This window comes from Micromonospora sp. LZ37 (genome assembly GCF_059359015.1).
This window is the reverse complement of sequence record NZ_JCADBL010000002.1, coordinates 726,148-748,857: the sequence shown is the minus strand read 5'-3', so window position 1 is coordinate 748,857 and position 22,710 is coordinate 726,148. Positions and strand designations below refer to the sequence as shown.

Genomic DNA, 22,710 nt, shown 5'->3' with positions numbered 1-22,710 from the left:
AACCCGGAAGCTAAGCCCTCCAGCGCCGATGGTACTGCACTCGGGAGGGTGTGGGAGAGTAGGACGCCGCCGGACAATCTTCCAGTCGAGGGCCGCCCCATTCGGGTCGGCCCTCGACTGCGTAGCGCCTTTGGTGGCGCAATGAGGAAGGATGTACCTGTGAGTTCAGGACCGCAGGGCGGAGATCGTCCGCGTCGCAACGAAGACCGCGCCGACCGTCCGGAGGGCCGGGGCGCTGCCCCGCGCCGGGACGACCGTCCGCCGTACCGCGGAGACCGCGACGACCGCGGTGGACGTGACGCCGGCGGCTACCGCGGCGGTGACCGCCGTGAGGGCGGCTTCCGCTCCGGTACCCGCGACGGCGACTCCCGTGGTTACCGCCGGGACGGCGACGCCCCGCGTGAGGGTGGCTTCCGTGGCGGCGACCGCCGTGAGGGCGGTGCGCCGCGCGAAGGTGGCTTCCGGAGTGGCCCGCCGCGTGAGGGCGGCTTCCGTGGCGGCGACCGCCGTGAGGGTGGCGCGCCGCGTGAAGGTGGCTTCCGTGGCGGCGACCGCCGCGAGGGCGGTTTCCGTGGTGGCGAGCGTCGTGAGGGTGGCGCGCCGCGTGAGGGTGGCTTCCGCCGCGACGGCGATGGCCCCCGTGGCGGTGGCTTCCGTGGCGGTGAGCGTCGCGAGGGCGGCTTCGGTGGCGGTGACCGTCGTGAGGGCGGCTTCCGATCCGGTCCGCGCGAGGGTGGTTTCCGCCGTGACGGCGAGGCCCCGCGCGAGGGTGGCTTCCGTGGCGGTGACCGCCGTGAGGGCGGTTTCCGTGGTGGCGACCGTCGTGAGGGTGGCGCCCCGCGTGAGGGCGGCTTCCGATCCGGTCCCCGTGAGGGTGGCTTCCGCCGCGACGGCGAGGCCCCGCGCGAGGGTGGCTTCCGTGGCGGTGACCGCCGTGAGGGCGGTTTCCGTGGTGGCGACCGTCGTGAGGGTGGCGCCCCGCGTGAGGGCGGCTTCCGATCCGGTCCCCGTGAGGGTGGCTTCCGCCGCGACGGCGAGGCCCCGCGCGAGGGTGGCTTCCGTGGCGGTGACCGCCGTGAGGGTGGCTTCGGTGGCGGTGACCGCCGTGAGGGCGGCTTCCGTTCCGGTCCCCGCGAGGGTGGCTTCCGTGGCGGTGACCGTCGTGAGGGCGGCGCGCCGCGTGAGGGTGGCTTCCGGGGTGGCCCGCCGCGTGAAGGCGGCTACCGCGGCGGTGACCGCCGTGAGGGTGGCGCGCCCCGCGAGGGTGGGTTCCGTGGTGGTGACCGTCGTGAGGGCGGCGCGCCCCGCGAGGGCGGCTTCCGTGGTGGTGACCGTCGTGAGGGCGGCGCGCCCCGTGAGGGCGGTTTCCGTGGTGGTGACCGTCGTGAGGGCGGCGCGCCCCGTGAGGGTGGCTTCCGTGGTGGCGCTCCGCGTGAGGGCGGTTTCCGTGGTGGCGACCGTCGTGAGGGCGGCGCGCCCCGTGAGGGTGGCTACCGCGGTGGCGACCGGCCGCACGGGGACCGCGCCGGTTACGGCGAGCGGGGTGGCTACGGCGACCGGCCGCGTCGCGACGACCGCGGCGGGTTCGACGACCGCCGCCGAGAGGGCTTCGGCCCCGACCGGGAGCGTCGCGACGAGGTCGAGGGGGGCCGTACGGCCGCGCCGGCGTTGCCGGACGAGATCTCCGCTAGCGACCTCGACACCGCCGTCCGGGCCGAGCTGCTCTCGCTGAACAAGCCGGTGGCGGAGACCGTCGCCCGGCACCTGGTCGCGACCGGTCAGCTGATCGACGAGGACCCGGCCGAGGCGCTCGCCCACGCGATGGCGGCACGGCGGCTCGCCTCGCGGATCTCCGCGGTGCGGGAGGCGGTCGGGCTGGCCGCGTACCACGCCGGGGAGTGGCAGACGGCGATCGCCGAGCTGCGGACGTACCACCGGATGACCGGGCTGCAGAGCCACCTGGCGGTGCTCGCCGACTGTGAGCGCGCGTTGGGTCGCCCCGAGCGGGCGATCGACCTGTTCCGCGGCGCGGATCGGGAGAAGCTCGATCAGCTCGTCGCCATCGAGCTGCTGATCGTGGCCGCCGGCGCGCGGGGTGACCTCGGCCAGAAGGACGCCGCGGTCGCGATGCTCCAGGTTCCCGAGCTGACCGCCGAGGCGACCGAGCCGTGGACGGCCCGGCTGCGCTACGCGTACGCCGACTCGCTGCTCGCGGTCGGCCGGCGCGAGGAGGCCCGGGAGTGGTTCTCCCGCGCCGCCGACGTGGACACCGACGGTGAGACCGACGCGGCCGAGCGGCTGCTCGAACTCGACGGCGTGGTGATCGAGGGCGACGACGAGGACGACGAGTCGGGCGAGGAGATCGCCGCCGGCCCGGGCACCCCCGGTGCCGTGCCGGCGCGTCCGGACGCCGACCTCGTCGGTGCCGCCGCTGACCTCGACCGGGACGAGAACGACGACGACCTCGACGACGACCGGGACGAGGACGACCTCGAGGACGAGGACGACCTCGAGGACGAGGACGACCTCGAGGACGAGGACGACCTCGAGGACGAGGACGACCTCGAGGACGAGGACGACCTCGAGGACGAGGACGACCTCGAGGACGAGGACGACCTCGAGGACGAGGACGACCGGGACGACGAGGGCGACCGGGACGACGAGGACGACGACCTCGACGGGGACGCGCCCGCTGACGAGTCGACGGCGTCCGCGCCGGAGGCCGGGAACCCGGCCGGCGACGCGCCGACCGCGCCCGCTCGCCCGGCCGGCGCCGACGAGGAGCCGGACCAGCGATGACCGATGGCGCCGGGGATCGGCTGGTCGACGGGTACGCCCTGGTCGTGTTCGACCTGGATGGCGTGATCTACCTGATCGACCGGCCGATCCCCGGCGCGGTCGAGGCCGTCGGACGGCTGCGCGCCGACGGCCGGGCCGTGGCGTACGCGACCAACAACGCCTCCCGCCGCTCCAGCGAGGTCGCCGAACTGCTCACCGGCATGGGCGTCGTGGCGCGGCCGGAGGAGGTGCTCACCTCCGCCGCGGCCGCCGCCGAGCTGCTGCGCGACCGGTTGCCCGCCGGGGCCGCCGTGCTGGTGGTCGGGGCGGAGGCGCTGCGCGCCGAGATCCGCGCCGCCGGGCTCACCCCGGTCAGCCGGGCCGACGAGTCACCCGCCGCGGTCGTGCAGGGGTACGGCCCGCAGGTCGGCTGGGTCGACCTGGCCGAGGCGTCGGTCGCCATCCGGGCCGGAGCGACCTGGGTCGCCACCAACACCGACCGGACCCTGCCCAGCGGGCGTGGCCCGCTGCCCGGCAACGGGTCCCTGGTGGCCGCGTTGCGGCACGCCCTGAACCGGCCGCCGGACCTGGTGGTCGGCAAGCCCGAACCGGCGCTCTTCGCCACCGCCGCCCGCCGGGCCGGCGAGGGCCGGACGCTGGTGGTGGGCGACCGGCTGGACACCGACATCGAGGGTGCCCGCCGCGCCGGGCTGGACAGCCTGCTGGTGCTGACCGGGGTCAGCGACGTGCCCGAGCTGCTGGCGGCGCCCGAGGAGCGGCGGCCGACGTACGTCGCCCGGGACCTGGCCGGGCTCTTCGACCCGGCGGCCGTGATCCGGGTCCCCGGCGAGCCGGCGGTCGGCGGCTGGTCCACCGCCCCGGTGGCGGGTGGGCTGGAACTGCGCGGCGCCGGACGGCCGCTGGACGCGCTGGCCGCGCTCTGCGCCGCCGCGTGGGCGGCGGGGGAGTCGGCCGTGCGGCCGGCGTCACCCGAGGCGGAGCGGGTCCTCGCGGCCCTCGGCCTTCCGGCCTGACCGTCCCGCCCCGGCAGGTCCCCGACGGGGCGGCGCTCAGAGCAGCTTGCGGAGCTTCAACAGGTCGAACGGGTTGGCCTTGATGGAGATCCGGCGGGCGGCGACCGCCTTGGTGATGTCTAGCTGACCGTGTACCAGTGCGATCAGGTCGTCGCTTCCGGTCACCAACGCGATCTTGGCTTTGGGGTCGTCGCCGTCGGCCAGGTCGACCAGCCGGCCACCTTCGAGCCGGCCGTGGAACGCGGTCCCGAGGTCGGTGACCCGGCAGGCGAGGGTGCGGTTCAGGTCGATGCGCTCCTGCATGTCGGCGTGCCGGTCCAGCCGGGCCGCCAGCTCCCGCAACGCCTCTCGGCACTCGTCCACGCCGGCCACTTCGTCTCCTCACGCCCGCCACGCCGTTCCCCGGCACCGTACCGCAACGGGTTCCCGGGGGCGCCCGGTAGCGTGAGACCCGCACACCCCCGCCCCGCGGAAGGACTCAGGCATGCAGGACGCGTGGCGCGCCTACCTCGAGCTGGCCATGGGCCTGACGGAGGCGCCCCGGAAGAAGGCCCAGGACGCCGTGCGTCGGGTGGTCGGCACGGGTGGCGCCACCGCCGCCCAGTTGCAGGCGCTCGCCGAGGAACTCGTCTCCACCGGTACGGCGAACCGGGAGGCGCTGACCAAGCTGGTGCGCTTCGAGGTGGACCGGGCGCTCGGCGCGGTGGGGCTCGCCACCGCCGACGAGGTGGCCGAGTTGACCCGCCGGGTGCACGAGCTGGAACGGCAGCTCCGGGAGGCCAAGGGAGGACCGTCCACCGCGGGTCCGTCCGCGTCCGACGAGCCCACCGGCGGTCCGAGCGGCGCGCCGTCCGGCGCTGCCCCGGGCGCCCCGTCCCCGGCCGGGGCGGGCGGCGCCGACGTCCCGGTGCCCGCCCCGACCAAGGCGGTGGCGAAGAAGGCGGTGGCGAAGAAGGCCGTCGCCAAGCGGGCGCCGTCCGCCCTGGCCGGCACCTCGGGCGAGGGCGCGGTCCCGCCGGCGAAGAAGGCCGCCCCGCGGAAGCGCACCACCGGCGGCGAGCAGTGACCGCGCCCGCCCGCGGCGGGATTCGCCGGTGACCGGCCCGTTCCGACCCGGCCCGCCGCCGCACGTCCGGCCCGGCCCTCGCCCGGGGCCCCCGCCGGACGCCCGTCACGGGGCGACGGACAGCGCGCGTCCCGGCCCGCCGGGTGCCCGCCCGGGCCCGCCGCCGCACCCCGGGCCGGCTGAGGACGTCGACGAGGGCCACCACCCGGCCGTCGACGCCGCCGTCCAGGCGATGATCAACGCCGAGGGGCTCCCGCCGGCCGATCAGATCGCCCAGTACGAGGCGGCCTACCAGACGCTGCGGGAGACCCTCGCCACCATCGACCAGGCCTGAACCGACCGGAGAACCACCCCATGGCACGTCGTACCCGACTCGACGCCGAACTCGTCCGTCGCGGCCTGGCCCGCTCCCGCGAGCAGGCCGCCGCGCTGGTGGAGGCCGGCCGGGTCCAGCTGCGCGGCGTGCCGGCGCGCAAGGCCGCCGCGATGGTCGACCCGGCCGATCCGCTGCTGGTCACCGGGGAGGACCCCGGCTCCGAGTACGTCTCCCGGGGCGGGCACAAGCTGGCCGGCGCGCTCGCCGCGTTCGCGCCGGGCGGGCTCACCGTCGCCGGGCGGCGCTGCCTCGACGCCGGCGCCTCCACCGGCGGTTTCACCGACGTGCTGCTGCGCGCCGACGCCGCCGAGGTGGTCGCGGTGGACGTCGGCTACGGCCAGCTCGCCTGGCCGCTGCGCACCGACGAGCGCGTACGGGTCCTCGAACGCACCAACGTCCGTACGCTGACCCCGGAGGTCATCGGCGGCGAGGTGGACCTCACCGTGGCCGACCTGTCGTTCATCTCGCTGCGCCTGGTGCTGCCGGCGCTGGCCGGCTGCACCCGGGCCGACGGCGACCTGGCGCTGATGGTCAAGCCGCAGTTCGAGGTGGGCAGGGAACGGGTGGGCGCCGGCGGCGTGGTCCGCGACCCGGCGCTGCGCGCCGAGGCGGTGCTCGACGTGGCCGCCACCGCGGCCGGGCTCGGGCTGGGCCTGGCGGACGTGGCGGCCAGCCCCCTGCCAGGACCGAGCGGCAACGTCGAGTTCTTCGTATGGTTACGCCGGGACGCCCCGGCGGCCGACCCCGACCGGGTCCGCGCCGTGGTGGCGGCCGGGCCCGAGGGCCCTGCCCTCGCCGGTGACCTGCCGGCGGACGTCAGCGGGGGTGGTGACAGGGTGAGCGGCAGAGGAGAGGCTGGTCCGGTGAGCCAGAGCGACGGTATGGGCCCCTGCGGCACGGACGAGCGGGTGGCCCGGTGAGCCGCACCGCGCTGCTGGTGACGCACACCGGTCGCCGGCGCAGCACCGAACACGCCCGGGCCGTCGCCGCCGACCTGATCTCCGCCGGCTTCGAGGTGCGGGTGGTGGCCGAGGAGGCCGACGACCTCGACCTGCCTGGCGTGGTTCCGGTGACCGGCCCGGAGGCCGCCGAGGGCGCCGAGATCGTCTTCGCCCTCGGCGGGGACGGCACCTTCCTGCGCGCGGCCGAACTGGCCCGGCCGGCCAAGGTGCCGCTGCTCGGCATCAACCTGGGCAAGGTCGGCTTCCTGGCCGAGGCGGAGATCGGCGACCTGGACGTGGCGGTCCGCGACGTGGTGGGGCGCAACTACACGGTGGACGAACGGCTCACCCTCGACGTGACCGCCGAGTTCGACGGCGGGCCGACCATCGAGTCGTGGGCGCTCAACGAGATCAGCGTCGAGAAGGGCGAGCGGGCCCAGATGCTGGAGCTGCTCGTGGACGTGGACGGCCGGCCGCTGTCCCGGTACGGCTGCGACGGCGTGGTCTGCGCGACCCCTACCGGCTCCACCGCGTACGCGTTCTCCGGTGGCGGGCCGGTGGTCTGGCCGGAGGTGGAGGCCCTGCTGCTGGTGCCGATCAGCGCGCACGCGCTGTTCAGCCGGCCGTTGGTGACCGCGCCGGACTCGACGTTCTCCATCACCGTGGACCCGTTCACCACCCTGGCGGTGCTCTCCTGCGACGGTCGTCGGGTCTTCGACCTGCCTCCGGGCGCGCGCGTGACGGTGCGTCGCGGGGCGCTGCCGGTGCGCATCGTCCGGCTGCGGGCCCGGCCGTTCACCGACCGGTTGGTGGCGAAGTTCGCGCTGCCGGTGCAGGGCTGGCGCGGCAGCCGGCGCTGAGCGCCCGTCGGGCGGTGCGGCCGACGCCACCGGTCGCCCGGCCCGTGGTACGCCGGCAACGTGCCGGACACGCGGCGCTCGGGTCGCGGCTGCCCCGTGTCCACCTGGCGACATGTCGCCGGTGCGGCGCGGCCGCCCTAGTGACCAACGGATGATCTTCGGCGCAGACTCCGGTGGGCCGACCTCCCCGAGGCCGGCCCCGGAGTAGAGGAGCATCGCATGCACCGGTCCCCACGCTGGCTCAGTGCCGGCGCGGTCGGCGCGTTGGTGGTCGGGCTCGCCGTACCGGCGTCCGCCGACCCGCCCGCCCGGCCCAGTGGCCCGAGTCCGGCCACGACCGCCCCGGGCGCCGCGCCCGCCCGCGTCACCCTGATCACCGGCGACCAGGTGGAGCTCGCGCCCGCCGCCTCCGGCCGGGTCGCCGCCACCGTCCACCCCGGCCCCGGCCGGGAGCGGATCACCTTCCAGACCATCCAGGCCGACGGCGGGCTGCGGGTGCTGCCCAGCGACGTCATTCCGTACGTCTCCGCCGGGGTGCTCGACTCGGACCTGTTCGACGTGCAGGAACTCGTCGCCGACGGGTACGGCGACGCCGCCCAGGGCGCGTTGCCGCTGATCGTGCGCTACCAGCAGCCGGCCGGTGGGCGGGTCCGTCCGCTCGCCGGAGCCACCGCCGCCCGGCCGTTGGAGAGCATCAACGGCGCCGCGCTGAAGGTCGGCAGGAGCGACCTCGGCGGGTTGTGGACGACGTTGCGCGGCACGCCGTCGGCGCGTACCGCCGCCGGCGCGCCGGCCCGGCTCGGCGCCGGCATCGACCGGGTCTGGCTGGACGGGCGGGTCCACGCGGACCTGGAGCACAGCGTGCCGCAGATCGGCGCGCCGGCGGCCTGGGCGGCCGGGCGCGACGGCGCGGGCGTCGAGGTCGCGGTGCTGGACACCGGCGTCGACGCGAACCACCCCGACCTGGCCGGCCGGATCGTCGAGGCGAAGGACTTCAGCGGCACCGGCAGCGCGCAGGACGGGCACGGCCACGGCACCCACGTGGCGTCCACCATCGCCGGCGGCGGCGACGCCTCCGACGGGCTGCGCAAGGGCGTCGCGCCGGGCGCGCGGCTGCTGGTCGGCAAGGTGCTCGACGACTCGGGTTCCGGCTACGACTCGGGGATCATCGCCGGCATGGAGTGGGCCGCCCGCTCCGGCGCGAAGGTGATCAACATGAGCCTCGGCGGGAACCCGACCGACGGCACGGACCCGATGAGCCAGGCGCTCAACGACCTGAGCGCCGAGACCGGCGCGCTCTTCGTCGTCGCCGCGGGCAACGAGGGGGCGGCGAACACCGTCGGCTCGCCGGGCGCCGCCAACGCGGCCCTCACCGTCGGCGCGGTGGACCGCGACGACAAGCTGGCGGACTTCTCCAGCCGCGGCCCGCGCATCGGTGACGGCGGCGTGAAGCCGGAGATCACCGCGCCCGGCGTCGGGATCGTCGCCGCCCGGGCCGCGGGCACCAGCATGGGCACCGCGGTGGGCGAGGCGTACACCCGGGCCAACGGCACCTCCATGGCCACCCCGCACATCGCCGGCGCGGCCGCGATCCTCGCCCAGGAACACCCCGACTGGACCGCCGGCCAGCTCAAGGACGCGCTGGTCAGCACCACGAAGCCGACGCCGGGGCTGACCGTCTTCGAGCAGGGCACCGGCCGGGTCGACGTGCCGCGGGCGCTGACCCAGCGGATGTACGGTTCGGCCACCGTCGACTTCGGTCGGCTGGCCACCGGCGCGGCGGCGGTCGAGCGGACCGTGACGTACACCAACGGCACCGCCGCCGCGCAGACCCTGCGCCTGGCGCTGGAGCTGCGCAACCTCGACACCGACACGGCTGAGCCGGACGGCGTCTCGGTGGGTACCGAGGTCACCGTCCCGGCCGGCGGCAGCGTCGCCGTTCCGCTGCGCGCCGACCCGGCGAAGCTGGACCGCGGCACGTACGGTGGCTGGCTGGTGGCGACCGGCGCGGACGGGGTCACGGTCCGCACCGCCGTCGCGCTCACCCTGAGCGGCCCGATCCACACCGTCACCCTGCGCGCGCTGGACATGGCCGGCAAGCCGGGGATGGCGCCGGTGGTCACGCTCTTCGGTGAGCACTCCGACTCGGACCTGCTCGACTACCTCCTTCCCGGCAAAGTGATCAGGACCCAGGTGGAGGAGGGCCCGTACCTGCTGCAGTCGCTCATCGAGCACGGCGTTCCGCTGGACGAGCAGCTCACCCTGGTCACCGACCCGGAGCTGATCGTCGACCGGGACGTCACCGTGGTGCTCGACCCGCGCAAGGGCACGCCCGTGCGGATCGAGACCCCGAAGCCGACCGAGCAGCGGGCGGCGCTCAACTTCTACGAGCACCGGGTCTTCGGCAACGGCCGGCAGGTCGACCACTCGGTGATGGCGTTCAGCACGGTTCAGCAGCTCAACGTCACCCCGACCCGGCCGGTGCGCTCCGGCGAGTTCGAGTTCGCCTCCCGGTGGCAGCTGGTCGCGCCGATGGTGGACGCCCGGATCACCGGGGTGTCCGGCCCGCTGGACATCAACCTGATGGGCCACTCGCCGGCGCCCGCCGGCCGGCGCAAGCTCCCGCTGGTCTTCGCCGGCACCGGGACCGCGGGTGAGCTGGCGCGCGCCCGTGGGGCGGCCGTGCTCCTCACCGCCAGCCCGGACGTGTCCGAGAACGACCAGGTGACGGCGGCCGCGGCGGCCGGCGCGGCGGCGGTGCTCGTGGTCCGCCCGGCGGACTTCAGCGCGTGGACGGTCTGGCGTCCGGCCGGGGAGCGGCTGCCCGTCCCGGCGATGGCGGTGGCCCACGACGACGGGCAGCGGATGATCGCCGCGGCCAGGACCGGCAGCGCGACGCTGGAACTCACGCTCACCGCGAACAGCCCCTACCTGTACGACGTGTTCCAGGTCTCCGCGGACCGGATCCCGGAGCGGATCACGCACACGGTGACCGCGGAGAACACCGCCGAGGTGACCGCCCGCTACGGCGAGACCGGCGGGCTCGACTGGGCCACCGAGCAGCGGTTCGGCTGGCGTCCGTGGCAGACGGTCACCATGGTCGACGACCAGCGGATCGTGCAGACCGGCACCGTCCGGCGGGAGTACGTCAGCGCCGGTGACTCCTGGTGGCAGCACCGGGTGCTGCACAAGCTCATGTGGTCGGACTGGGGTCCGCTCCTGGGCGGCCTCACCGAGCAGGCCCGGCGGTACACCGGCGACGACCGGGCGACCGAGAGCTGGTACGCCCCGGTCGTCCGGCCGGCCGTGCCGGCCACCGGCGGAGCGCCGGTGCCCACCCGCACCGGGGACACGCTCGACCTGCGGGTCGCCGAGTTCGTCGACGCCGAAGGGCACCACGCCCCGGCCGGCTTCGGCGAGGAGCAGGACGACGTCGAGGCGCGGCTCAGCCGCGACGGGCAGCAGATCGCCGACCTCTCCGACGGCTGGGCCCCGGTGTCCACCACCGCGGCGGCGGCCCGCTACCGGCTGGACCTGACCACCCGGCGCGCCTCGGAGGACTGGCGCTGGGCGACCCGGACCGAGACGGCCTGGGAGTTCACCTCGGCCCGCCCGGCCGGGGAGACCGCCCAGCCGCTGCCGCTGCTCCAGGTCGACTACCGGGTCCCGGCCGACCTGCGCGGTGAGGTCGCCGGCGGCCGTCCGCACCAGCTGGAGCTGACGCTGCGCCAGCCGGCGGGCGTACCGGCGCCGACCGGCACCAGCCTGCGGGTCGAGGTGTCGTTCGACGGCGGGCAGAACTGGCGGACCGTGCCGGTGCGCGGCTCGGGCACCCGGTTCACCGCGCAGGTGCCCGCCGGGCACGGCACGGTGTCGCTGCGGGCCCACGCCCGCGACCGGGCCGGGAACACCGTCGACCAGACCGTGGTCGACGCGTACGGCCTGCGCTGACCAGGTCGGGCGGGGCGGCGCCGAGCCGCCCCGCCCGGACCCCGTTCAGATCCAGCCCCGCCGGGCGACCTGGAAGGCCAGCCCCGGCCGGGTGTCCACCCCGGCCAGGGTCATCAGGTCGGCGAGGCGCCGCTGGACGGTGCGCCGGCTCACGCCGAGCTGCGAGGCGATCGACTTGTCCGGCACCCCGGCGACGAAGAGCGAGAGCAGCAACCGCTCGTCCGCGCCGGGGCCGCCGTCGTCGGGCGGCGGTCCCGTCCCGGGCCGCAGCGGGGTGGCCGCGAGCCAGTGGGTCTCGAAGAGGGCCAGCAGGGCGTCGAGGAGCTGGCTGCGGCCGATCAGCGCGGCGCTCGGCGCGCCGCTGGCCCGGTCGGGCACCAGCGGGCAGACCGCGGTGGTCCGGTCCGCGATGGCCAGCCGGACCGGAAGCCGGTCGATGACCCGGGCCTGCTCGCCGCTGCCCACCGCCTTCTCCACGTCGGCCAGGGCGCCCGGTTCGGTCAGCAGATCCCGCTCGTAGATCGCCCGGTAGCTGACCCCGCGGGCCAGCGCGGCGAACTCCTCCACGTTCTCCGGGCCGGGCATGGCCAGCGGGTTGGCCCGGCAGAACCACAGCACCTCGGTGCGGGCGTCGTCCTGCAACCGGCGCAGCCGGGCGCGCAACGCGTCGGCGCCGGTGACTATCTCCACCAGGTGGTCGGCGTCGTGGCGCCGGACGCCGGCCCGGTACTCCTCGGTCAGCTGAGCGACCCGGCGGCGGGCGGAGTCCAGCGACTGCTGTTGGCGCAGCAGCTCGTCGCCGAGGGCCACGTCCGGCGGCAGGGGCCGCAGCGGCGAGTCGGGTCCGACGCCGGCGGGCGTGACCAGCCCCCGGTCCCGCAGCGCGTCCAGCGCCCGGCCGAGCCGGTCGGCCGGCCACGCCAGTTGCCGGGCCAGCTCCGCCGGGTGCGCGGCGCAGAGCCGCAGCAGCGCCCGGTAGACCCGCTCCTCGTCCTCGCCCAGGCCGAGTATCCGCAGCACCTGCCCTCCGACGCTCGTCCTCTCCACGACCGGTGATCGTACGGGCGGCCCCCGGGGCGCCCGCGTCGGCTGGTCAACTGTCGGGGGCCGCGTCTACTGTCGGGTGCTGTGCTGGAAGAGCTGCGCATCACCGGACTGGGCGTCATCGACGACACGACGCTGCCGTTGACCGGCGGGATGAACGTCATCACCGGCGAGACCGGTGCCGGCAAGACCATGGTGGTGACCGGTCTGGGCCTGCTCTTCGGTGGCCGCGCCGACGCCGGGCGGGTCCGCGCCGCGCCGGGCCGGGCGGTGGTCGAGGGGCGGCTGCGCCTGGCCGGTCGGGTCGCCGACACGGTGCACGCCCGGATCGTCGACGCCGGTGGGGAGCCCGACGAGGACGGCTCGCTGCTGATGAGCCGCACGGTCACGCTGGAGGGCCGCTCCCGCGCGCACCTGGGCGGCCGGAGCATGCCGGTGTCGATGCTCGGCGAGGTCGGCGAGCAGGTGGTGGCGGTGCACGGCCAGTCCGACCAGCTGCGCCTGCTCCGTCCGGCGGAGCAGCGGGCCGCGCTGGACCGGTTCGCCGGCCCGGAGCACGAGAAGCTGCTCGACGCGCTGCGCGAGGCGTACGGGCGGTGGCGGCACGTCGTCGACGACCTGGCCGACCGGCGGCGCAACGCCCGCGCGCGCAACCAGGAGGCCGACCTGCTGCGGCTGGGCCTGGACGAGATCACCCGGGTCGACCCGCAGCCCGGCGAGGACGACGAGCTCAAGGCCGAGGCGCAGCGGCTGGAGCACGCCGAGGGGCTGCGCACCGCGGCGCAGCTGGCCCACCAGTGCGTCGCCGGTGGGGTCGATGCGACCGACGAGACGCCCGACGCGACCGCGCTGCTGGGCGCCGCCCGGCGCACCCTGGAGGCGCAGGCCGGCACCGATCCGGCCCTCGGCGAGCTGGCGGCCCGGCTGGAGGAGGCGGCGACGCTGGTCGGCGACGTCTCGGCGGAGCTGTCGGCGTACCTCGCGTCCCTGGACGCCGACCCGGCCCGGTTGCAGACCATCTACGAGCGGCGGGCCGCTCTGCGCGCGCTGACCCGCAAGTACGCCGACGACGTCGACGGGGTGGTCGCCTGGGCCGAGCGGGCCCGCACCCGGCTGTCGGACCTCGACACCTCCGACGAGCTCCTCGACGAGCTGGACCGGGAGGCCACCCGGCTCGCCGGCGAGGTGGCCGACCTCGCCGGGCGGGTGTCGGCGTCCCGGCAGGAGGCGGCAGCCCGCTTCGCCGACCAGGTCACCGTCGAGCTGGCCGGGCTGGCCATGCCGCACGCCCGGATCGAGGTGGCGGTGCTGCCCCGCGCGGCGGGGAAGAGCGAGCCCACCCTGACCGTCAACGGCGCCGAGGTCGGCGTCGGCGCGGACGGCGCCGACGAGGTGGAGCTGCGGCTGCTCGCCCACCCGGGGGCGCCCTCCCTGCCGTTGCAGCGGGGCGCCTCGGGCGGTGAGCTGTCCCGGGTGATGCTCGCCATCGAGGTGGTCTTCGCCGGTTCCGGGGGCCCGCCCACGCTGGTCTTCGACGAGGTGGACGCCGGGGTCGGCGGCCAGGCGGCGGTGGAGATCGGTCGTCGGCTGGCCCGGCTGGCCCGCAGCCACCAGGTGCTGGTGGTCACCCACCTGCCGCAGGTGGCCGCGTTCGCCGACCGGCACCTGGTGGTGGCGAAGGACACCGGGGGAGCGGTCACCACCAGCGGCGTGCGGGTGGTGGAGGACACCGAGCGGGCCCGGGAGCTGGCGCGGATGCTCGCGGGTTTGCCGGATTCGGACCTGGGTATCGCCCATGCCGAGGAGCTCCTGGCCGTCGCGGCCAAGGAAAGGCGGCCCCGAGCATGACGATTGTGAGCGCAAGCACACCGGCCTGCGCTCTCGTGTGCTTCCCTGGGTAGGCGGCCCTGCTCAGGCATGTCGCGACAGAAAAGCCTGCCCCACATGCCAGGATGGTCACGATGCGTCTACCCACGTTGCGCCGGACCCGGAACGCCGAACCGGGCTCAGTCGTCGGCACCGCGCGCCTCGATCGCCGTACCAAGCGGCTGACCGGCCGGCTCCGCCCCGGCGACATCGCGGTCATCGACCACGTCGACCTGGACCGGGTCGCCGCGGACTCGCTGGTCGCCGTCGGTGTCGCCGCGGTGCTCAACGCCAAGCCGTCGGTCTCCGGCCGGTACCCCAACCTCGGCCCCGAGGTGCTGGTCGCCGCCGGCATCCCGCTCCTGGACGACCTGGGGGAGGGGGTCTTCGAGCAGATCCGCGAGGGCGACACCGTGCGGATCGAGGGCAACACCGTCTACGTCGGCGACGAACCGGTGGCGCACGGCGAGCTGCAGGACGTCGAGACGGTCGCCAAGGCGATGGCCGACGCCCGGGAGGGCCTGTCGGTGCAGTTGGAAGCGTTCGCCGCCAACACCATGGACTACCTGCGCCAGGAGCGCGACCTGCTGCTCGACGGGGTGGGCGTACCGGACATCCAGACCCAGGTGCAGGGGCGGCACTGCCTGATCGTGGTCCGGGGCTACGACTACAAGGCCGACCTGGACGTGCTGCGCCCGTACATCCGGGAGTTCAAGCCGGTGCTGATCGGCGTGGACGGCGGGGCGGACGCGCTGGTCGAGGCGGGCTACACCCCAGACATGATCATCGGGGACATGGACTCGGTCACCGACGACGTGCTGCGCTGCGGCGCCGAGGTGATCGTGCACGCGTACCCGGACGGACGGGCGCCGGGCCTGGCCCGGGTGAACGGGCTGGGCGTGCCGGCGATCACCTTCCCGGCCGCCGCCACCAGCGAGGACCTCGCCATGCTGCTGGCCGACGAGAAGGGCGCCTCGCTGCTGGTCGCCGTCGGCACCCACGCCACCCTGGTGGAGTTCCTCGACAAGGGTCGCGGGGGGATGGCGTCGACCTTCCTCACCCGGTTGAAGGTCGGCGGCAAGCTGGTCGACGCCAAGGGGGTGAGCCGGCTCTACCGGCAGAGCATCTCCGGCTCGTCGCTGCTGCTGCTGGTCCTCTCGGCGATCGCCGCGATGGCCTCCGCGGTGGCGGTCTCCACCGTCGGCAAGGCGTATTTGGGCGTGGTCTCGGAGTGGTGGGACAATTTCGTGTTCCAGCTCGGCCAGCTCTTCTGACTCCCCGACCGATCAAGAGGCAGTAAGCGTGATCAACTTCCGGTACCACGTGGTGTCCCTGACCGCGGTCTTCCTGGCGTTGGCGATCGGCCTGGTGGTCGGCACGGCAGCCCTGAACGGCCCGGTGGCCGACTCCCTCAAGGAGAACGTCAACGCGCTGCGCAAGGACAACCAGCAGATGCGCCAGTCGGTCAACAGCCTCCAGAAGGAGTTGGAGCTGGAGGAGGACTTCGCCGCCGAGATGGCGCAGGTCGTCCTGCCGGGCAAGCTCACCGGCAAGCGGGTGCTGGTGCTGAGCATGCCCACCGGCCGGGACCAGACCGAGGGCGTGCTGGAGATGCTCAAGCTCGCCGGGGCCGACGTCACCGGCCGGGTCGACCTGCAGGACAAGTACGTGGACCCGGACAACAACACCAACCTGCTGGAGCTGGCGGTCACCGCCGCCCGCCCCACCGCGCCCGCCTCCGCGCTGCCGGGCAACGGCAACGGGGTGGAGACCTCCAGCGCGCTGCTGGCCAGCGTCCTGCTCGACCCCGCCCAGGGCGCCACGACCGTCACCGAGGCCGACCGCCGGGCGGTGCTGGCGGCGTACTCCAACGCCGGGTACCTCACCACGGAGAACAAGGTCACCGGGCCCGCCGAGGCCGTGGTGGTGGTCAACGGGCAGCCGTACGTCGACAAGGACTCCGCCACCAAGGACGAGTCGGTGGTCAAGGTCGCCGAGCAGTTCGACCGGACCGGCGCGATCGTGGTCGCCGGCAACGGCGCGGCCGGCGGCAACCTGGTCGCCGTGGTGCGGGCCGACCCGGTGCTCGCCCAGACCATCTCCACCGTCGACAACGCCAACACCGTACAGGGCCAGCTGGTCACCAGCCTGGCGCTGGTGCAGCAGCTCACCGAGAAGAAGGCCGGGCAGTACGGCGTCGCCGACAACGCCTCCCTGTTGCCTAGACTGCCCCAGTGAGCGAACCACGTACCCGGCTGACCGGAGTCCACCCGAGCGTCCCGTCCGGCGGTGCCGCGTGAGGGCCCTGGGGCGGCTGCTGGTCGCCGTCGCCGGAGCCGCCACCGCCCGCTACGCGCTGCGGGAGATCTCCATCGCGCCGCCCGCGCCGACGCTGGAACGGACCAACTTCCGCGGCCGGACCGTCACCCTGGCGGCCGGCCCGGCGCTCACCGTCGGCGCCGTCACGGCGGCCGCGCTCGGCGCGCCCAGCGCCCCGGCCGGCGGCGCGGCCCTGCTCGCCGGGGCCGGCGCGGGCGCGGTCGGGCTCTACGACGACGTGGTCGGCGCGCGTCCTGAGCAGAAGGCGGCCAAGGGCTTCACCGGCCACCTCGCGGCGCTGCGTGAGGGGCGGGTCACCGCCGGCCTGGTCAAGATCGTCGGGGTAGGCGCCGTCGGCCTCGGCGCGGCCGCGCTGCTCGCCGCCGACCCCGAGGTCGCCGCGCACCCCCGCCGGCAGCGCCACGGCGCGCTCGGGCGCACCGTCGACGTACTGCTCGGCGCCGGGGTGATCGCCGGCACCGCCAACCTGCTCAACCTGCTCGACCTGCGTCCCGGCCGGGCCCTGAAGTCGGGCCTGCTGCTGGGCGCCCCGCTGACCCGCGGCCCGCACGGCGGCATCGCCGCCGGCGCCCTCGGCGCGGCCTCCGGGCTGCTGGAGGCCGACCTGGACGAGCGGGTGATGGTCGGCGACAGCGGCGCCAACGCGCTCGGCGCGCTGCTCGGTGTCGCACTCGCCGCCCGCAGCGGGCCGCTCGGGCGGGCGGGGATCCTCGCCGCGCTGGCCGGGCTCACCGCCGCCAGCGAGAAGGTCAGCTTCACCCAGGTGATCCAGCGCACCCCGGGACTGCGTGAGCTCGACGCGCTGGGCCGGCGCACCGACTGACGTGACCAGACCGGCACCCCTCGCCGGCGCCGGCCGGGTGGCCGGAGCGGCCGCGCTCATCGCCGTGCTCACCGTCGTCGCCCGGCTCGCCGGTTTCGGCCGGACCGCCGTGTTCACCTGGGTCGTGCAGCAGAGCGACCTCGGCGGCATGTACGTGATCGCCAACACCGTCCCGAACATCATCTTCGAGATCGTCGCCGGGGGCGCCCTGGCCAGTCTCGTCGTACCGCTGCTGGCCGGACCGGTCGCGGCCGGCGACCGGACGGCGGTGGCCGCCACCACCGGCGCGCTGCTGACCTGGACGGTGACCCTGCTGGTGCCGCTGGCGGTGCTGGTCGCGCTGCTCGCCGACCCGATCGTCGCGGTGATCAGCGAGGCCCGCTCCCCGGCGGAACTGGCCGCGGGCGCCCGGATGCTGCGCGTCTTCGCACCCCAGCTGCCGCTGTACGGCATCGGCATCGTGCTGACCGGGGTGCTCCAGGCGCACCGCCGCTTCGCCTGGCCGGTGATCGCGCCGCTGCTGTCCAGCCTCACCGTGATCGTGGTCTACCTGGTCTTCGGCGCCACCCAGGGCCGGGGCGCCGCGGTCGGCGAGGTGAGCCGGGCCGGGGAGCTGATCCTCTCCGGCGGCACCACCCTCGGCGTGGTGGCGCTCTCGCTGTCCCTGCTGGTCCCGCTGCGCCGGCTCGGCCTGCCGCTGCGCCCCGGGTACGCCTTCAGCGCCGACGTCCGGGCCCGGGTCGGCGGGCTGGCGCTGGCGGGCGCGGTCACCGTCACCGCCCAGCAGGCCGCGCTGGTGGTGATCCTCAACCGGGTCTCCGGGGGCCCGACCGGCTCGCCGCAGGTCTACAACCTGGCCCAGACGATGTACCTGCTGCCGTGGGCGGTGCTCGCGGTGCCCCTCGCGGTCGCGGCGTACCCGACGCTGACCGCCGCCGCCACCGTCGGCGACGAGGACGGCTACCGGACGACCCTCGCCTCGACGGTGCGGGGGGTGCTGCTGTTCAGCTTCCTCGGCGCGGCGGCCCTGGTCGGCGTCGCCGAACCGGTGGCCCGGTTCTTCTTCGGCGACGCGGCGGTGACGCCCACCGCCGCGGCGATCGCCGGCTTCGCTCCCGGCCTGGTCGGCTACGGACTCTTCGCGGTGCTGTCCCGGGCGCTCTACGCCCGCGGCGCCACCCGGGCCGCCACCGCCGCCATCACCACCGGCTGGCTGGTGGTGCCGCTGGCCGCCGTGGCGCTGGCGGCGCTGCTGCCCACCGCGGACCGGGTCCTCGCGGTCGCCCTGGCCAACTCGGTCGGGATGCTGGTGCTCGGCGCGCTGCTGGTCGTCGCCGTGCTCCGGGCCGCCGGCCGGCCCGCCCTGGCCGGGGTGGGCCGTGCGACGGCCGCCGGGCTGCTCGCCGCCGCGCTGGCCGCGCCGGCCGGTGTGGCCGCCGCGCGCGTCGTCGGGGCGGCGGGGGACGGCACCCCGACGACATCGCAGGCACTCGTTCAGGGCATGCTGTCCGGGGCCGTGGTCGGCGTCGTGTTCCTCGTCGTGGCCGGGCTGACGGACCGGCCGGACGTCCAGCCGCTGCTCGCCGGGGCGCTGCGCCGGATCCGGCGGCGGCGCCCGCCGGCGCGCGACCTCCAGGACGGTATCCCGCCGGAACGGGGTGACGGGAAGGAGACGGTGCACCGGTGAGCGCGAGGAGTGAGCCGGGTTTGCGAGCCCCGCAGTCGCGAACGAAAGGTCGGCACCGGTGAGCGCGAGGAGTGAGCTGGGTTTTCGAGCCCCGCAGTCGCGAACGAAAGGTCGGCACCGGTGAGCGCGAGGAGTGAGCCGGGTTTGCGAGCCCCGCAGTCGCGAACGAAAGGTCGGCACCGATGACCGAGCCGACGCCGGCGTCCCGCCGGCAGGGCACCGTGGTCCTGCTGCTCGCCTCCAGCACCGGTGGGGTGGGCCAACACGTCCGGTCCGTGGCCCGGGGGCTGACCGGGGCCGGCGTACCGGTGCTGGTCTGCGGACCGGCGGCCACCGAGGACCAGTTCGACTTCACCGGCGTCGGCGCCCGCTTCGCCCCGGTGGAGATCCCGGCCAGCCCCACCCCGGCCGACGGTCGGGCGGTTGCCGCCCTGCGTCGGGCGCTCGCCGCCGAACCGGCGCGGGTGGTGCACGCGCACGGCCTGCGCGCCGGCCTGGTCGCCGCGCTGGCCCGCCCCGCCGCGCCGCTGGTGGTGACCTGGCACAACGCCGTGCTCGCCGGTGGCCTGCGGGGGCAGCTGTCCCGGTTGGCCGAGCGGATCGTCGCCCGCTCCGCGCGGGTCGCGCTGGGCGCCTCCGCCGACCTGGTCGAACGCGCCGTCGCGCTGGGCGCCGCGGACGCCCGGCTCGCCCCGGTCGCCGCGCCGGCCCTGCCCGCCCCGCGCCGCCGCCGGGCCGCGGTCCGCGCCGAGTTCGGCGTCGTGGCCGACCAACCGCTGATCCTCTCCGTCGGCCGGCTGCACCCGCAGAAACGGTACGACGTGCTCGTCGACGCCGCGGCCCGCTGGCGTACCCGGACCCCGCCGCCGGTCGTCGTCATCGCCGGCAGCGGCCCCGCGTACCTGCAACTGGCGGCCCGGATCTCCACCGCGCGGGCGCCGGTGACCCTGCTCGGGCACCGCACCGACGTGGCGGACCTGCTCGCCGGCGCCGACCTGGCCGTGGTCACCAGCGACTGGGAGGCCCGCCAGCTCTTCGCCCAGGAGGCGCTGCGCGCCGGCGTACCGCTGGTCGCGACCGCGGTGGGCGGGCTGCCGGAGCTGGTCGGCGACGCCGCCGTGCTGGTGCCCGCCGGCGACGTCGACGCGGTCGACGCGGCGGTCCGGTCGCTGCTGGACGACGAGAGCCTCCGCACCGACCTGGCCCGGCGCGGCGCCGCCCGGGCCGCCACCTGGCCCACCGAGGAGGACACCGTCGCCGCGCTGCTGTCGCTCTACGCCGAGCTGGGCCCCGACGCCGCCGGGCCGGCGGCCCCCGGCGCGGACGCCCCGTCGACGGGACGCCGGTGATGCTGCGCAGACTCACCCCGGTCCTGCTCACCCTGCTCGTGGTGGTGCTCGGCGTCACCGCGCTGGCGGCCCGGCCGGACACCGGCGCGCCGCAGCGCACCGCCGACTTCGTGGTGCTCGCCGGGGTGGCGGGGCTGCGCTGGGACGACGTCGACCCGCAGACCACGCCGACCCTGTGGCGGATGGCGGAGCAGGGCTCGATGGGATCGCTGTCGACCCGCTCCGCGCACCGCCCCACCTGTCCCACCGACGGCTGGCTCACCCTCGGCGCCGGCAGCTACGCCGCCTGGAACGGCAGCCGCCGGGCCGACGGCTGCCCCTCCGCCCCGGTGACCGTCGAACAGCCGGACCGGATCGGGGCGAACCTGCCCGCCCAGGAGAGCGTGGTCCGATACAACTTCGACCGGCTGCCCTGGGGCACCGTGCCCGGGTCGCTGTCGGAGTCGGTGCGCTGCTCGGTGGCGGTCGGACCGGGGGCCGCCGTGGCCGCCGCCCGCCCCTTCGGCCGGGTCGACCGGTACGCCCCGCGCCTGCCCGCCGACCCCGCTCCGCTGCTCGGCTCCTGCGTGCTCAGCATCGTCGACCTGGGCACCGTGGCCGCCGACGATCCGGCCACCCGCCGGGCCGAGGCCCGCGCCGCCGACGCCGCGCTGGCCCGGGTGCTGGCCGCCCGGCCGCCCCGCTCCCTCGTCATGGTCGCCGGGGTCTCCGACACCGGCACGCCGTCCCGGCTGCACGTGGCCGTCGCCGACGGTCCCGGCTGGGAGCGCGGCTGGCTGACCTCGGCCAGCACCGGCCGGGCGGGCTACCTGCAACTGGTCGACCTGGCCCCGACCGCGCTCGCCGCGCTGGGCCGGCCGATCCCGGAGCGGCTCTTCCTCGGCCGCGCGGCGGTCCGCGTCGACGGTCGCCCCGACGACCTGGCGACCGCGATCAGTCGGCCGGTCGACGCCGACCGGGAGGCGGGCGCGCAACGCACCGTCGCCGGCTGGTTCTTCGCCCTGCTCGCCGCGGCGCAGGTGGCGCTGGCCGTGACGGTGCTGCCCCTGCTGCGCCGGGCCCGCCGGCTCGCCGGCCCGCACAGTCCGCCGCCGGTGTCCCGGCGGGTGGTGGCGGCCGTGGAGCTGATGCTGGTGGCCGCCGCGCTGGCCGTGCCCGCCGCCCTGCTCGCCGACGTGGTGCCCTGGTGGCGCGGCGACCGCGCCGGCCTGTGGTTCGGCCTGGCCACCGTGACCCTGATCGCCGCCGGCACCGCCCTGGTCCGGTTCGCCCCCGGCCACGAGCGCACCCTCGGCCCGCTCGGCGCGGTCGCCGGGTTGGCCACCCTGGTGCTCGGCGCGGACGTGCTCAGCGGGTCGCGGTTGCAGCTCAACGGCGTGGTCGGCTACTCGGCGTTGGAGGGTGGCCGCTTCTCCGGGCTGGGCACGGTGGGCCTCGGCGTCTTCCTCGCCGGGTCGCTGCTCAGCGCCGGCTGGCTGGCCCAGCGGGTACGCCGGGGCTGGCGGCCCATGGTGACGGTCGCCGTCGGCGGGGCCGCCGTGGTGGTCGTGGGCAGCCCGTATTTCGGGTCGGATCCGATCGGCGCGGTGGCGCTGACCGCCGGCGTGGCCGTCGCCGCCGCGATCAGCACCGGTGGCTGGCTCACCGTGAGCCGGCTGGTCTGGGCGGCCATGGCGGGATTCGCGGTGACCGTCGGCTTCGCCGTGGTGGACGTGCGCCGGCCGGCCGAGGAGCGGGCCGCCCTGGGCCGGTTCCTCGCCGCGCTGGCCGACGGCACCGGCGGGCTGACGGTGCACCGGGTCAGCACGGCCAACTTCCAGACCCTGGTCAACAGCCCGCTCACCGTGCTCGCCGTGGTCGGCGCCCTGCTGGTCTGGTTCGCGCTGCTCCAGCCGTGGGGCGGGCTGATGCGGCTGTTCGGCATCTACCCGGCGATCCGGGCGGCGCTGGCCGGCACCGCCGTGGCGGCGGTCTTCGGCGGCCTGCTGGGCGGTTCGGCGCTGGACGTGGCCGGGGCCGCCGCCGCGCTGGTGGTGCCCATGGCGGCGCTGGCCTCGCTGCGGGTGCTCGACCATTCCACCGACCGCACCCAGCCCGGTGCCGGACGGCAGCGCGGGGACGGGTCGGGCGGCCCGCCGGTCGGCGATGCCCCGGACCGTGGCCCGGACGGGGGCGTCGTCGACAGCGGCGACCTGGTCGCCGAACCCGGCGCGGCGGCCGGCCGCGACGAGGGCTCCGGGCGTACCCGGGGCGGGGCCGGGACCGGCCGCGGGCCCGCCGCCGTGGACGCGGCCGAACCCGGACGGTCCGACGCGGCCGACCGCGATCGACCCGGTCCGGACCGCTCCGCCGGCGACGGGGAGCCGGACGGGCGTGCTGACGGCGCGGCTCGTCCGGCGGGGGGCGGTCCGAACGTCAGCGTGCCGTCGGCGCGTACCCCGGGCGACGCCGCCGCGACATCGACCGAGGTCGCGGCCCCGTGACCGGGTCCGCGCCCGGCGCCCGCCCAGGTCGGGTGCGACGCCGGGTCCGGGCCGGAGAGGTGTTACCGTGGAATCCCGTGGATCGCGTGATCACTTCGGTGGTCGGCACGGC

17 protein-coding genes and 1 rRNA gene are annotated in these 22,710 nt (G+C 76.1%); 15 read left to right on the top strand and 3 right to left on the bottom strand.

What is annotated here, in order from left to right:
• Window positions 1-75, top strand: a 5S ribosomal RNA gene (rrf, locus tag AC5L3Z_RS07675); the annotation flags it as partial.
• A gap of 90 nt (window positions 76-165) precedes the next feature.
• On the opposite strand, the gene AC5L3Z_RS07670 is transcribed toward rrf, so the two are convergent.
• Window positions 166-1,818, bottom strand: a complete 1,653-nt coding sequence (locus AC5L3Z_RS07670) for a hypothetical protein (RefSeq protein ID WP_494840597.1) — start codon at window positions 1,816-1,818, stop codon at window positions 166-168.
• Between the two features lie 3 nt (window positions 1,819-1,821).
• On the opposite strand from AC5L3Z_RS07670, the gene AC5L3Z_RS07665 reads away from it, so the two are divergent.
• Both AC5L3Z_RS07665 and AC5L3Z_RS07660 read left to right on the top strand, forming a co-directional pair.
• Complete coding sequence (locus tag AC5L3Z_RS07665) at window positions 1,822-2,799, top strand: tetratricopeptide repeat protein (protein WP_494840653.1); 978 nt, start codon at window positions 1,822-1,824, stop codon at window positions 2,797-2,799.
• Window positions 2,796-3,812: an HAD-IIA family hydrolase gene (locus tag AC5L3Z_RS07660; RefSeq protein WP_494840595.1), complete on the top strand. Its 1,017-nt coding sequence runs from the start codon at window positions 2,796-2,798 to the stop codon at window positions 3,810-3,812. The genes AC5L3Z_RS07665 and AC5L3Z_RS07660 overlap by 4 nt, the downstream gene beginning before the upstream one ends.
• A gap of 36 nt (window positions 3,813-3,848) precedes the next feature.
• Here the strand turns inward: AC5L3Z_RS07660 and AC5L3Z_RS07655 are convergent, their stop codons facing one another.
• On the bottom strand, window positions 3,849-4,184 hold the full coding sequence (locus AC5L3Z_RS07655) for an SCP2 sterol-binding domain-containing protein (RefSeq protein WP_334534286.1): 336 nt from the start codon (window positions 4,182-4,184) through the stop codon (window positions 3,849-3,851).
• A gap of 112 nt (window positions 4,185-4,296) precedes the next feature.
• On the opposite strand from AC5L3Z_RS07655, the gene AC5L3Z_RS07650 reads away from it, so the two are divergent.
• The 5 genes from AC5L3Z_RS07650 to AC5L3Z_RS07630 all read left to right on the top strand — a co-directional run bounded on the left by AC5L3Z_RS07650 (window position 4,297) and on the right by AC5L3Z_RS07630 (window position 11,006).
• Window positions 4,297-4,878 (top strand): phasin family protein, encoded by a 582-nt coding sequence (locus tag AC5L3Z_RS07650; protein ID WP_494840592.1) that lies wholly within the window; start codon window positions 4,297-4,299, stop codon window positions 4,876-4,878.
• Window positions 4,879-4,906: 28 nt separating this feature from the next.
• Window positions 4,907-5,212, top strand: a complete 306-nt coding sequence (locus tag AC5L3Z_RS07645; protein WP_494840590.1) for a hypothetical protein — start codon at window positions 4,907-4,909, stop codon at window positions 5,210-5,212.
• 20 nt (window positions 5,213-5,232) lie between these two features.
• Window positions 5,233-6,174, top strand: a complete 942-nt coding sequence (locus AC5L3Z_RS07640) for a TlyA family RNA methyltransferase (RefSeq protein WP_494840588.1) — start codon at window positions 5,233-5,235, stop codon at window positions 6,172-6,174.
• Window positions 6,171-7,055 (top strand): NAD kinase, encoded by an 885-nt coding sequence (locus AC5L3Z_RS07635; RefSeq protein WP_334534298.1) that lies wholly within the window; start codon window positions 6,171-6,173, stop codon window positions 7,053-7,055. Before AC5L3Z_RS07640 ends, AC5L3Z_RS07635 begins: the two co-directional genes overlap by 4 nt.
• A 219-nt stretch (window positions 7,056-7,274) precedes the next feature.
• On the top strand, window positions 7,275-11,006 hold the full coding sequence (locus AC5L3Z_RS07630) for a S8 family peptidase (protein ID WP_494840586.1): 3,732 nt from the start codon (window positions 7,275-7,277) through the stop codon (window positions 11,004-11,006).
• A 45-nt stretch (window positions 11,007-11,051) separates the two neighbouring features.
• On the opposite strand, the gene AC5L3Z_RS07625 is transcribed toward AC5L3Z_RS07630, so the two are convergent.
• Entirely contained in the window at window positions 11,052-12,053 is a 1,002-nt protein-coding gene (locus AC5L3Z_RS07625) for a helix-turn-helix domain-containing protein (RefSeq protein ID WP_494840584.1), read from the bottom strand.
• A gap of 81 nt (window positions 12,054-12,134) precedes the next feature.
• On the opposite strand from AC5L3Z_RS07625, the gene recN reads away from it, so the two are divergent.
• The 7 genes from recN (at window position 12,135) to AC5L3Z_RS07590 (ending at window position 22,598) form a co-directional block, all read left to right on the top strand.
• On the top strand, window positions 12,135-13,898 hold the full coding sequence (gene recN, locus AC5L3Z_RS07620) for a DNA repair protein RecN (protein WP_494840582.1): 1,764 nt from the start codon (window positions 12,135-12,137) through the stop codon (window positions 13,896-13,898).
• 113 nt (window positions 13,899-14,011) lie between these two features.
• Complete coding sequence (steA, locus tag AC5L3Z_RS07615; protein ID WP_334534308.1) at window positions 14,012-15,190, top strand: putative cytokinetic ring protein SteA; 1,179 nt, start codon at window positions 14,012-14,014, stop codon at window positions 15,188-15,190.
• 28 nt (window positions 15,191-15,218) lie between these two features.
• Window positions 15,219-16,154, top strand: a complete 936-nt coding sequence (locus tag AC5L3Z_RS07610; protein ID WP_494840580.1) for a copper transporter — start codon at window positions 15,219-15,221, stop codon at window positions 16,152-16,154.
• Window positions 16,155-16,212: 58 nt separating this feature from the next.
• Window positions 16,213-17,079, top strand: coding sequence for a hypothetical protein (locus AC5L3Z_RS07605; protein ID WP_494840579.1), 867 nt, complete (start codon window positions 16,213-16,215; stop codon window positions 17,077-17,079).
• A 1-nt stretch (window position 17,080) separates the two neighbouring features.
• Window positions 17,081-18,766: a murein biosynthesis integral membrane protein MurJ gene (gene murJ / locus AC5L3Z_RS07600; RefSeq protein ID WP_494840577.1), complete on the top strand. Its 1,686-nt coding sequence runs from the start codon at window positions 17,081-17,083 to the stop codon at window positions 18,764-18,766.
• A 182-nt stretch (window positions 18,767-18,948) separates the two neighbouring features.
• Window positions 18,949-20,115: a glycosyltransferase family 4 protein gene (locus tag AC5L3Z_RS07595; RefSeq protein ID WP_494840576.1), complete on the top strand. Its 1,167-nt coding sequence runs from the start codon at window positions 18,949-18,951 to the stop codon at window positions 20,113-20,115.
• The gene (locus AC5L3Z_RS07590) at window positions 20,115-22,598 is read left to right on the top strand and encodes a hypothetical protein (RefSeq protein WP_494840574.1); all 2,484 of its coding nucleotides are present in this window, start codon (window positions 20,115-20,117) and stop codon (window positions 22,596-22,598) included. Before AC5L3Z_RS07595 ends, AC5L3Z_RS07590 begins: the two co-directional genes overlap by 1 nt.
• Window positions 22,599-22,710: the final 112 nt, after the last annotated feature.

Bases quoted from the DNA above. Each gene is read 5' to 3' on its own strand.
- AC5L3Z_RS07590 (WP_494840574.1), top strand. From the start codon at position 20,115: ATGCTGCGCAGACTCACCCCGGTCCTGCTCACCCTGCTCGTGGTGGTG.
- AC5L3Z_RS07665 (WP_494840653.1), top strand. From the start codon at position 1,822: ATGGCGGCACGGCGGCTCGCCTCGCGGATCTCCGCGGTGCGGGAGGCG.
- AC5L3Z_RS07660 (WP_494840595.1), top strand. From the start codon at position 2,796: ATGACCGATGGCGCCGGGGATCGGCTGGTCGACGGGTACGCCCTGGTC.
- AC5L3Z_RS07640 (WP_494840588.1), top strand. From the start codon at position 5,233: ATGGCACGTCGTACCCGACTCGACGCCGAACTCGTCCGTCGCGGCCTG.
- AC5L3Z_RS07650 (WP_494840592.1), top strand. From the start codon at position 4,297: ATGCAGGACGCGTGGCGCGCCTACCTCGAGCTGGCCATGGGCCTGACG.
- AC5L3Z_RS07630 (WP_494840586.1), top strand. From the start codon at position 7,275: ATGCACCGGTCCCCACGCTGGCTCAGTGCCGGCGCGGTCGGCGCGTTG.
- AC5L3Z_RS07595 (WP_494840576.1), top strand. From the start codon at position 18,949: ATGACCGAGCCGACGCCGGCGTCCCGCCGGCAGGGCACCGTGGTCCTG.
- steA (WP_334534308.1), top strand. From the start codon at position 14,012: ATGCGTCTACCCACGTTGCGCCGGACCCGGAACGCCGAACCGGGCTCA.